Here is an 11268-nt window from a genome sequence, read left to right on the forward strand (position 1 = left end):
ACCAAAACCCGAACAGAGCTAACGTAAATTAGCGGACTCAAAGGGGAGCAGGTCAGTGATTCCAGACTTTTCAGGGAAACGGGCAAGATTTCGACGATTTGTCGGTCTGGGGTGAGATGACACCTCTGAAATGGCCTAAAGCGCCCGCAGAATTTTACTTTTATTCATTAAATCAATAACTTAGAGCTTGGTGGCTGGGATGGTAGGATTCGAACCTACGGTACACTGTACCAAAAACAGTTGCCTTACCACTTGGCTACATCCCAACGTCAGCGGTAATTAAAACGATGCTGGGCGACACGCAAGTCCCGTTTTTGACAAAAATTGAAGTGATCTGTTAATTCCTGTCCTCGCGCAGCGTTTCGCATCAGGTTGTGACGTCGATGAGGATCGCCCCATCGCGTCCGCCCGCTTCGACGGCCTGATGCGCGCGGGCGGTTTGTGTGAGCGTAAAGATTTCTTTGGTTGGACAGATCACTGCGCCGGCTGACAACGCATCGTGCAGGTAATTGGTCGCTTTTTCGCGTTCTTCAGACCTTAAAATGTAGATCAGGGCGATATCAATTGTGACAGCCTTGAACAGCAGTGCTCCGAAGGGGATCGCCGGTGTCATGTTTTTTGCTGACCCATAAACCGATAAGGTGCCGTTCTCCGCAATGATTTTCGCGTTCGTTTCGATATTCTCTCCGAATTCCACATCAATGATCCGGTGATATTCCTGCCCGGCATTCACGGCCAGTAAGTCCTGCGCAAGATTCGGCGCGTTATAATCCAGAACGCTGTCGGCACCGGCCTTAAGGCATCGTTCAAAACCCGAAGGGCTCGCTGTTGCGATAACCTTGGCCCCGCCCCATTTCGCCAGCTGCACGGCGATATGGCCAACTGTGCCGTTTGCCCCATGGATCAAAAGCGACTGTCCGCGGATGTTGCCGCCGCCAAACACGGTATGGGCGGCAGTCAGACCGGGTATTCCCAAGCTTGCGCCGGTTTTCAGGTCTACGCCTTTGGGCAGGGCGACGGCCTGATGCGATGCTATCGTTATGACCTCGGCGGCGGTGCCCCAAGCCCGGTTGAACTGCCCGTTCCATATCCAAACGGGCTCTGCGATGCGCGCAGGATTCACGCCCTCGCCGACGGCGACAATGGTACCTGACCCGTCATTATGCGGACAGATTTGGTCATACGGCAGTTTGGTTTCACCCGGGCGCGCACCTGCCCGCCGTTTTACGTCTGACGGGTTTACGGCTGAATAGGCCAGTTCGACCTGCACTTCGCCGGGGCCTGGCGGCTGGACAGGCACGTCGGTCAACGCAAGGACCTCACCGGCGGGTCCGTAACGGTTGTATGTAATGGCGCGCATCTTCATCCCCTTGGTGAGCTTGCGCGAGACGATGCCGTGTCGCAGAGCGGGCTGCAAGCCCATGTCTGACCTAATCGCGCACCTCATCCGGCAAAACACCCCAAAGCAACGTCTTGGGGGTCCATCCGCGAAAACCTCCTGAGCGCACTTGGCACCAGTCCGGTTCGCATTTTCCCAGCCGCGCAATCACGCCCGCCTCCAGCATCGCGTTTACCGGAGAATCGGTGTTTGGTCGGCTGTGAATATTAAGCGTTTCTTCGACGATGACGGTGCGCACCCCAGACAACAGGGAATAATGTATCCATCCGCCTTGTCCGTCGCGATCTTCGACCCGGCGCCAATGGCCATGCTCCGCCACGATCAGCAAGGGCATATCGCGGCGCTTGAACACCCAGTCGATGCGGTGGGTCAGCGAGGGGCCGCGCCTGACGTTTGCTTCGGAAGCTTTCATCGAGACATAACGCGGCATCGGTAAATTCGTAATGGGCCCGGTTGTCGTCTTAACTGGCTCAGTCGCGCTGGCAATCGACGCGCTGACGCTGGCGCACAGCAGAACAATGCAGATGATACGCAATATTTCGGTAAAGGTTCGGCCTGAATTCTGCATTTTGCTCATTTGCTTGCGACAGGTTCTTGTGCCTTGTCGTCAGTTCCGCCACCATGACAAAAAAAAGGCCCTGCGCCAAGTCCGTGGAGATCAAAAATGTCAAAGCCCAAACTGAGTGTTGTCGTTACACGACGCTTACCCGAAGAGGTTGAAACGCGACTGTGCGAGCTTTTTGATGTCCAGTTGCGTCAGGATGACAAGCCGATGGAGCGCAGCGAACTGGTCGAGGCGATCAAAACCGCGGATGTGCTCGTGCCCACCGTGACTGATGATATTGACTCTGCGCTGATTGCGAATGCGGGGGACAGGCTCAAGCTGATTGCAAATTATGGCGCGGGGGTTGACCATATCGATGTTGCGACCGCACGGCAGCGCGGCATTTTAGTGTCGAACACGCCGGGTGTTTTGGCCGATGATACTGCTGATATGACGATGGCTCTTATACTGGCGGTGCTGCGGCGCATGCCTGAGGGTCTGTCGGTCATGCAAAGCGGTGCGTGGGACGGCTGGGCGCCCAATGCCTTTCTGGGCGGGCGTGTCGGGGGGCGGCGTCTTGGCATTCTCGGCATGGGGCGGATCGGACAGGCCGTAGCGCGCCGTGCTGTGGCTTTTGGCATGCAGGTCCATTACCACAACCGGCGACGGTTGAGGCCAGAGGTTGAAGCGGACTTGCAGGCGACATATTGGGAAAGTCTGGATCAGATGGTTGCGCGCATGGACGTGATCTCGGTCAATTGCCCCGCCACGCCGTCCACTTTCCACCTGATGAACGCGCGTCGCCTGCAACTTTTGAAACCAGAGGCTGTCATCGTGAATACCTCGCGCGGGGAGGTCATCGACGAAAATGCCCTCACACGGATGTTGCGCAGCGATGCGATTGCCGGGGCGGGGCTGGATGTCTACGAACGTGGGACACAGGTTAACCCGCGTCTGCGCGAGTTGAACAATGTCGTGCTGTTGCCTCATATGGGCTCCGCCACCCGCGAAGGGCGTGCCGAGATGGGCGAAAAGGTCATCATAAATATTAAAACCTTTGACGATGGGCACCGTCCGCCGGATCAGGTCGTGCCTTCCATGCTATAGGGGCTATGTTCAGCGTCGGGAGGACTGCTATGAAACCTGTGATCTTTGCAATCGCTTTGGGATGCGCCACCAGCGTATCCGCTCAGCAAGCCGCTGATGCGGTGGCACCCGAGGCTGCAACGCAGGGCGCTTTTGCGGCGATGTCCCCCGAAATCAGCGCAGCCTTTAAGGCCAAGGCCGAGAGACGCCCGGTAGAAGCGTCCAACTGGATGGTGGCAGCGGCCAATCCGTGGGCCGTGCAAGCAGGTGCCGATGTTCTTGCGCGCGGTGGCACGGCTGCCGATGCGCTGGTCGCGGTTCAGGCGATGCTGGGGCTGGTTGAACCTCAATCCTCGGGATTGGGGGGCGGGGCGTTTCTGGTCTATTACGACGCGGCGTCTGGCAGTCTGACCACATTGGATGGCCGCGAAACCGCGCCTCTGGACGCCACACCTAGGCTTTTTCAGGATGACGCCGGGGAGCCGCTGGGCTTTTTCGACGCGGTGGTGGGCGGCTTGTCTGTCGGGACGCCGGGCACGCCTGCGTTGATGCAGGAAGCGCATGCGCGTTGGGGTTCGCTGCTATGGGCGGATCTTCTGGCCCCGGCGATTGATCTGGCCGATCAGGGGTTCCCGGTTTCGCCGCGCCTTGCCGGGCTTGTTGAGGCGGACAAGGAACGCTTGGCGCGCTTTGAAGCGACGGCCAGCTATTTCCTGCCCGGCGGTACACCGATTGCCGTGGGCGAGACGCTCATCAACCCCGATTACGCAGACACCCTGCGCGAAATGGCCACCGGCGGGGCAGGGGCATTTTATACCGGCAGCATTGCAGCGGATATCGTGCAAACGGTGCAAAACGCGCCGGGCAATCCCGGTGTGTTATCCACGCTTGATCTCAGCATCTATACCGTCAAGGAACGTGCGCCGGTCTGTGTCGAATACCGCGCGCATGACGTCTGCGGGATGGGGCCACCCTCGTCGGGGGCGCTGACGGTCGGGCAAATTCTGGGCATGCTGCAAGCGTATGATCTCAGCGCAGGCCCCGACGATGTGACCGTGCGGCGGTTGATTGGTGACGCCTCGCGCCTCGCCTTTGCCGATCGGGGCCGTTACATGGCCGATAGTGATTATGTGCCTGTCCCCGTTGCGGGCCTTGTTGCGCCTGAATATCTCGCATCGCGCGCCGCCCTTCTGGACGGTGATATGGCGCTGAGCGATGTCGCCCCGGGCACGCCCGAATTTGACCACGCTCTGAATTGGGCGGATGACGCGTCCCTCGAACTGCCCTCCACATCGCATTTCGTGATCGTGGACACGCACGGCAATGTGGCGTCCATGACCACAACAATCGAAAACGGATTTGGCAGCAGGCTGATGGTGCGCGGGTTTCTGTTGAACAATGAGCTGACAGATTTCTCCTTTCGCAGCCATGTGGACGGCGTGCCGATTGCCAATCGCGTGGAACCGGGCAAACGGCCACGATCATCCATGGCCCCGACCATCGTTATGCGGGACGGCGCACCGGTCCTCGCCATCGGCAGCCCGGGGGGCAGCCGGATCATCGGCTATGTCGCACAAAGCATCATTGCCCATCTCGACTGGGGCATGGATGTGCAGCAGGCGGTCTCTGTGCCGCATGCCGTGAACCGTTTCGGAACCTACGATCTCGAAGAAGGAACCGCCGCCGAAGGGTTAAGCGACCCGCTCGCAGCCCTTGGCTTCGAGGTCGGCACACGCGCGCTGACCTCTGGCCTGCACGCCATCTCCATCGGACCCTCTTTGCTGGGCGGGGCGGACCCGCGCCGCGAAGGCATCGCGCTGGGACAATGATGCAGCCGCTGACAGAAGAGGCAAGCTGATATGCAACACGTAAAACTGCCCCGTAACGAGCAGGGTATTCAGACGGTTCTGGCCGTCCTGAAGCAGAAATTCGGAGAACGGGTTCAGACCGGGACGTCCATTTGCGAGCAACACGGTCACACAACCACATGGATCGAAAACCAGCCGCCTGATGGCGTGGTCTTTGCCCACTCCACAGCCGAGGTTGCCGATATTGTCACGATCTGCAGCGCGCATGAGGTTCCTGTTATTGCTTATGGCACGGGCACTTCGCTTGAGGGGCACCTGAATGCGCCAGCCGGTGGCATTTCGATTGACGTCAGCCAGATGGATAAGGTTCTGGCGGTCAACGCGGGCGATCTGGATTGTCGCGTACAACCCGGCGTCACACGAGAAGACCTCAATACGTATCTGCGCGACAGGGGGCTGTTCTTTCCGATTGATCCGGGGGCCAATGCCTCGCTGGGGGGGATGGCTGCGACCAATGCGTCGGGCACCAATGCGGTGCGTTACGGCACGATGAAGGACAACGTGTTGTCGCTTGAGGCGGTCATGGCGGATGGCCGCATTATCAGAACCGCGACACGGGCGCGCAAATCCTCGGCGGGCTATGATCTGACGCGGCTGCTGGTCGGCTCCGAAGGGACGCTTTGCATCATTACCGAAATCACGCTGCAGTTACAGGGTATTCCTGAAGCGATCAGCTCAGCCTATTGCTCCTTTCCAAGCGTTGACGCTGCTTGTCAGACTGTCATGGCGGTCATCCAGTACGGGCTGCCGGTTGCGCGGATCGAATTGCTTGATGAGGTGATGGTCAAGGCCATTAACCCTTACGCGCAGCTTGGCCTGCCGGAAACGCCTCTTCTGCTGTTGGAATTCCACGGCACTGAGGCAAGCGTTGTCGAACAGTCCGAGATTTTTGCGGCTCTTTCAGAAGAGCATGGTGGCAACGGATATAAGGCGACCGAGACAACCGAGGAGCGCAACAGGTTATGGAAGGCACGGCACGAAGCCTATTGGGCCATGTTGCAATATCGCCCGGGGACGCATGGTGTTGCCACGGATGTCTGCGTGCCCATCTCCAAACTGGCGGAATGTGTGCGGGCATCGCAGACGCGCGCGTCGGAACTGGGTCTGATCGTGCCTATTGTCGGCCATGTGGGCGACGGAAATTTTCACGCCACACCTTTGGTCGATATGTCCGACCCGGATGAGGTCGACCGCGCGGCGCGATTTGTGTCGTGGTTGAATGAACTGGCGATTTCGATGGATGGCACCTGTACCGGTGAGCACGGGATCGGGCAGGGTAAGATGCCCTATCTTGTCAAGGAACTGGGGGAGGCCACGGATTTCATGTCCGACATCAAGCGGGCCCTTGACCCCAAGGGCATCATGAACCCCGGCAAGATATTTTAGCACCCGCGCGCGACGGGAATGTCGCTTTCCCGCGATTTCCGGTCGGGGGTGTTTGGCGCTGCTTTCGCGCAGGCTGTACACCTGTCGCCAGATCGACAGCAGGGAGTCGCGCGTCATGAAAACCCAAGTCAAAGCACTCGTTGTTGGGGGCGGTGCCGTCGGCACGTCCATCGCCTATCATCTGGCCCACGCAGGCTGGGACGATGTCATGCTGCTGGAGCGTGACGAGCTGACCTCAGGCTCGACATGGCATGCAGCGGGCCTCTTGCCCTATTTCAACATGTCCTTTGCCACGACCCATATTCATGATTATTCCATCCGGTTTTATAAGACACTTGAGGAAGAGACCGGCTTGAACGCAGGCTTTGCCGTGGTGGGCAACCTGCGCATGGCGCAGACGGAGGAGCGGATGGATGAATACATGCTCTATGCCTCCACCGCTGAAACCTGTGGCGTGCCTTACCAGTGGATGACCCCGGATGAGATCAAGGCCAAATGGCCGCTGATCCGTACCGAAGACCTCAAGGGCGCGCTGTATCACCACACGGATGGTTACATTAACCCTGCCGATGTGACGATGGCGATGGCCAAGGGCGCGCGCCAACGGGGCGTCGCGATTGAACGCAAATGGCAGGCGGATGCCTTTCACTGGACCGGCACCCATTGGGAAGTGACCGCTACCAAGATGGTGGAAAAGGGCGGAAATCTCGTGCCCTCGGACGAACAGGTCGTGATCACCGCAGAACATGTGGTGACGGCTTCGGGCAACCATGCGCAGCGCACGGCACAAATGCTCGGCATCAAGATCCCCGCGATCCCCGTTGAGCATCAGTTTATCGTCATGGATCAGGACCCCGATCTGGTGAAATTCCGCGCCGAGGGGCATGTCGAACACCCGGTGATCCGTGATGCGGATGCGCAATCCTATGTGCGTGAGGAACGCGGCGGCTGGATTTTGGGCGTGTACGAGCAAAACGCGCCTGCGCGCTTTGAATATGGCGTGCCCGACAGCTTCCGGGCGGATCTGTTTCAGCTCGACCTTGAGCGGATCGAAGAGCAATACCTTGCCATGATCCACCGCATTCCGTCCTGCGAAGAAAGTGGTCTCAAGGATGATTTCAACGGCCCGATCTGCTACACCCCGGATGGCAACCCGCTGGTCGGACCCGCGCCGGGTTTGCGCAACATGTGGCTGGCCGAAGGGTTTTCGTTCGGGATCACGGCGGCGGGTGGCACGGGCTATTACCTTGCGCAGTTGATGGTCGAGGGCGAGGCTGAGATCGACATGGCGAGCCTTGATCCCAAACGCTACGGCGACTGGATGACCACGGAATTTGCCGCCCGAAAGAACGAAGAATGCTACAGCCACGTCTATATCCTTCACCACCCGGATGAAGAACGCCCGGCCTGTCGCCCCTTGCGCACCTCGCCCGCGTACGACCGGCAAGCCGCGCGCGGCGCGCAATTCGGTTGGGTAAACGGATGGGAGCGCCCGAACTATTTCGGCCCGCTGGATGCACCTGAAAGTTTCGACCACGATGCGCGGTCATTCCGGCGGGGTGGCTGGTGGCAATACGCCGTGGACGAGGCCAAGGCGATCCGCGAGGGCGTGGGCCTGATTGATGCCACCGCCTTTACCAAACATCTGCTCAAAGGGCCGGGGGCCACGCAATTCCTTGATTGGTTCACCTGCAACAAATTGCCCAAAGTGGGGCGGATCAACCTGACCTATGCGCTGACCGGGCACGGGACAACGCGCACGGAATATACCATCGTGCGTTTGGCTGAGGATGAATATTACCTCGTCTCCGCAGGGGCCTGGACGGCCTATGACGCGGATTACCTGTGCAAGGCGATTGAGGATAAAGCGCCCGAGTTTGGCTATATCGAATGCCATGACGTGACCACGCAGTGGGGTGTTTTTGCCATCGCCGGGCCGAAATCACGCGATGTGTTGAGCGCGCTGGTCAGGGACGCGGAGCCGTCCACGGTGCTGTCCAACAAGCGCTTTCCGTGGCTGCGCATGCGCAACATTGAGCTGGGCATGTGCCCGGTGCGCGCAATCCGCGTCGCTTATACCGGGGAATTGGGCTGGGAGCTGCACCACCCGATCGAGATGCAGAATTACCTGTTTGATCAGCTTGAAAAGGCGGGTGAAAAGCATGGTATGAAACTGGTGGGCGCGCGGGCGCAAAACTGGCTGCGGCAGGAAAAATCCTATCGTGCCTTTGGGACAGAGCTTGGCCGCGACGCCACCCCGCTGGAGGCGGACCTGCCGCGTTTCATCGACCTGAGCAAGGATTTCCATGGTAAGGCGCGCCTTGAAGAAACCGGCGTACGCTCAAAATGCGTCACCTTGCTGATTGATGGTCCGCCGGATGCGGACCCATGGGGGCGGGAGGTGCTTTATCATGGGGAAACACGTGTGGGGCGTCTCACGTCTGGCGGCCATTCGGTGGCTTTCGGTAAATCCATCGGCATGGGCTATGTCAGCCCCGATCTGGCCGTGCCCGGCACCCGGCTCAAGGTGAAGATGCTGGACCAGCTGTGGGATGCTGAGATCACCGAAGACAGCCCCTATGACCCCCGAAACGAACGCATCCGTATGGACGGTTAAACCTCGGCGATAAACGCGAGGTTATTGGCGGGCATCTCGACACGCGTCACAGAAGTCGCACCCGCGCAGGTCAGCCAGTGCTCTACATTGGCGTCGTTCTTATAGCCGATGTGGGGGTCCGCTGTACTCAGTTGGTGGTGAAAGCGGGCATCGCCGTCACTGATCAGGGCACCGTTTCTTTTGAACGGGCCGTAAAGGACGAAGCGTCCACCGGGCACCAGTGCTGCAAGCGCGCCCGCAACGGCCATTTGCGCGGCTGCGTCGTCGATCAGATGCAGCAGGTTGATGAGCACGACAAGCTCCTTGCCGCCCACCGCGTCCGCCCAATCTGCGCGCGTGACATCAAGATGGCGCGGCGTGCGCAGATTGGGCAACCCAGCCTCGCGCGCATAGGCGGAAATGCTGGCGATCCGCTCGGCGTCCACCTCACTTGGATGCCAGATCAAACCGGGAAAGCGCTGCGCAAAATGGATGATATGCTGTCCGGTGCCACTGGCGATTTCCAACGCATGCCCCGTCTCGGGCGCGTGATCGTGCAGCAAATCGCCCAAGGCTTGCGCGTTGCGCCCAGCGGCGGGGGCGTGCAGTTTTGCGCCAGACGCGGGCGTCGCGACACTGGCAGTGGCGGGCAGTTTTTTCATCATGGTGTTCGGCGGATCGCAGGCGTATCGCTTGTGTCAATCGAGCGCGCAAACCCCTTCATGCCTGCTGTTCCTCGATCCTGTCGGTCGCGGGGGGCGGTGTCGGGGTGAGCGCGCTCATCCGGTTGTAGAGTTCGGCGGTCAGTGTGGTGTCAGTCGCCGCAAGCGACGGCACGAGTTGCGCCGTGGACCGTGCCGAGATGATTGGCGTCGGTCCCATCGGATGGGCGGCAGCCCAGGCAACCGCAAGCGTCGCGGGATGCATCCCCTCGGCGTCAGCGATCCTGCCGAGCTCCTGCGCGGCGCTGTGCATCCAGTCCACACCATATCGCGTGGCATAGCGTTCATCCTCGCTTAACCGACCTGAACCGCCGCTGCTGTATTTGCCCGTCAGCAACCCGCCGCCAAGCGGAGAATAGGGTGCGCAGGCAACAGCCTGATCGGCGCACATCGGCAGGATTTCAACCTCCGCCTGACGTTTCACAAGGCTGTACATGGGTTGCAGAATATCCACCGTCAGATCGAACTGCGCGGCCACGCCGATGGCCTTCATCACTTGCCATGCCGCAAAATTTGACACGCCGATGTAGCGGATGTGTCCTTTGGCCTTGATCTCCGCCAGCGTCTCGAAACTTTCGTTCAGGTCGGTGTCCGGGTCAAATCGGTGCAGATAAAGCACATCAACCATATCGAGGTTCAAGCGCTGGCGTGAGACATCAAAGCTGCTCAGAATATTGTCGCGCCCGGCCCCGCCCGCATAGGCGACTTTGGTCGCGATGATCAGATCATCGCGCTGATCGGCGATCATCTCGCCCAGCAGTTTTTCCGATGCACCCCCCGTATAAAGATGTGCGGTGTCGAAATGAGTGATGCCCTTCGCGCGGCAGGCATCAAACATGTCCCGCGAGGCTGTGGCATCTGCAGCGCCGCCAAATTGCATGGTGCCAAAGGCGAGGCGACTGGCGGGGGTGCCGTTCGGGCTGGTCAGGTGATTTTTCATGTCAAAAGAAGTGGCACGCAGACTGCGCGCATGCAACGTTCAAACGTGAAGAGATAAACGCAAACAGGGGCGAAAAATGATTGTTGTCGATAAAAAAGACCTGCTTGGGACTGCGCGCGATGCGGCGGGTCCGGGCTGGAGCAGCCTGCGGCTTTTGGTGAAATCTGACGGTATGGGATTTTCCATGACCGAGACCAAAGTGATGCCGGGCACGGTTCTGGACCTCGAATACAAGCACCACATTGAGGCGTGTTATTGCCTTTCGGGCAGCGGTCGCATCGTCGAAACGGATACCGGGGTGGAGCATGTGATTACGCCGGGTGTTCTTTATGCGCCCAACGCACATGATGCGCATCAGGTCATCGTCGAAGGGGATGTGCCCTTTCACCTCATCTGCGTGTTTTCGCCTGCCTTGCAGGGGGATGAGGTGCATGGGCCGGATGGCAGCTATGCCAGTAGTTAATCGGGCGGATGATCTGGGACAAAACCCGTTACAAAGGCGGTCACTTTGACGTCGCTCATTTCGCAAGGGCGCAGTTTGGGGCCCGACGCAGGATTGTAGAGGTTGAGGCTGATATAATCTGCGCCGCCCAATTCTTCGGCAACCAGTTTCAGAGACTTGCCTGCGCTGAAAACCGATTTGGTGGTGACATAGCGCCGCCCCTCAAAAGTGCCGTAACATGTGCCTTTCGGAAACCGATCCAACGCGCGCATAAAAGCTGCGAGG

Annotated in this window: 10 protein-coding genes and 1 tRNA gene; 5 read left to right on the plus strand and 6 right to left on the minus strand. The window is 59.2% G+C overall.

What is annotated here, in order from left to right; genetic code table 11:
- Positions 1–191: 191 nt before the first annotated feature.
- From K5Q35_RS14220 to K5Q35_RS14230, 3 genes are all read right to left on the minus strand, one after another.
- Positions 192–266 (minus strand) — tRNA-Gln (locus tag K5Q35_RS14220).
- 101 nt (positions 267–367) lie between these two features.
- Positions 368–1360: an NADPH:quinone reductase gene (locus K5Q35_RS14225; RefSeq protein WP_220800030.1), complete on the minus strand. Its 993-nt coding sequence runs from the start codon at positions 1358–1360 to the stop codon at positions 368–370.
- A 70-nt stretch (positions 1361–1430) separates the two neighbouring features.
- Entirely contained in the window at positions 1431–1967 is a 537-nt protein-coding gene (locus K5Q35_RS14230) for an SH3 domain-containing protein (RefSeq protein ID WP_220800155.1), read from the minus strand.
- A 96-nt stretch (positions 1968–2063) separates the two neighbouring features.
- Between K5Q35_RS14230 and K5Q35_RS14235 the strand changes: the two genes are divergently transcribed.
- The 4 genes from K5Q35_RS14235 (at position 2064) to K5Q35_RS14250 (ending at position 8900) form a co-directional block, all read left to right on the plus strand.
- Positions 2064–3050: a D-glycerate dehydrogenase gene (locus K5Q35_RS14235; protein WP_220800031.1), complete on the plus strand. Its 987-nt coding sequence runs from the start codon at positions 2064–2066 to the stop codon at positions 3048–3050.
- A 29-nt stretch (positions 3051–3079) separates the two neighbouring features.
- Positions 3080–4858 carry a gamma-glutamyltransferase gene (gene ggt, locus K5Q35_RS14240; protein ID WP_220800032.1) on the plus strand — a complete coding sequence of 593 codons (1779 nt, stop codon included), beginning with the start codon at positions 3080–3082 and terminating at the stop codon, positions 4856–4858.
- A gap of 30 nt (positions 4859–4888) precedes the next feature.
- Positions 4889–6283 carry an FAD-binding oxidoreductase gene (locus K5Q35_RS14245; protein ID WP_220800033.1) on the plus strand — a complete coding sequence of 465 codons (1395 nt, stop codon included), beginning with the start codon at positions 4889–4891 and terminating at the stop codon, positions 6281–6283.
- A 115-nt stretch (positions 6284–6398) separates the two neighbouring features.
- Positions 6399–8900, plus strand: coding sequence for an FAD-dependent oxidoreductase (locus tag K5Q35_RS14250; protein WP_220800034.1), 2502 nt, complete (start codon positions 6399–6401; stop codon positions 8898–8900).
- On the opposite strand, the gene K5Q35_RS14255 is transcribed toward K5Q35_RS14250, so the two are convergent.
- The gene (locus K5Q35_RS14255; protein ID WP_220800035.1) at positions 8897–9544 is read right to left on the minus strand and encodes a DUF938 domain-containing protein; all 648 of its coding nucleotides are present in this window, start codon (positions 9542–9544) and stop codon (positions 8897–8899) included. The genes K5Q35_RS14250 and K5Q35_RS14255 overlap by 4 nt on opposite strands.
- A 55-nt stretch (positions 9545–9599) precedes the next feature.
- The gene (locus tag K5Q35_RS14260; protein WP_220800036.1) at positions 9600–10541 is read right to left on the minus strand and encodes an aldo/keto reductase; all 942 of its coding nucleotides are present in this window, start codon (positions 10539–10541) and stop codon (positions 9600–9602) included.
- 76 nt (positions 10542–10617) lie between these two features.
- Between K5Q35_RS14260 and K5Q35_RS14265 the strand changes: the two genes are divergently transcribed.
- The gene (locus tag K5Q35_RS14265; protein ID WP_013962666.1) at positions 10618–11004 is read left to right on the plus strand and encodes an ectoine synthase; all 387 of its coding nucleotides are present in this window, start codon (positions 10618–10620) and stop codon (positions 11002–11004) included.
- On the opposite strand, the gene K5Q35_RS14270 is transcribed toward K5Q35_RS14265, so the two are convergent.
- Positions 11001–11255, minus strand: coding sequence for a hypothetical protein (locus K5Q35_RS14270; protein WP_220800037.1), 255 nt, complete (start codon positions 11253–11255; stop codon positions 11001–11003). The genes K5Q35_RS14265 and K5Q35_RS14270 overlap by 4 nt on opposite strands.
- Positions 11256–11268 lie beyond the last annotated feature (13 nt).

Origin of the sequence: Roseobacter sp. OBYS 0001 (assembly GCF_019654895.1) — a bacterium.
GTDB classification, from domain to species: Bacteria; Pseudomonadota; Alphaproteobacteria; order Rhodobacterales; family Rhodobacteraceae; genus Roseobacter; species Roseobacter litoralis.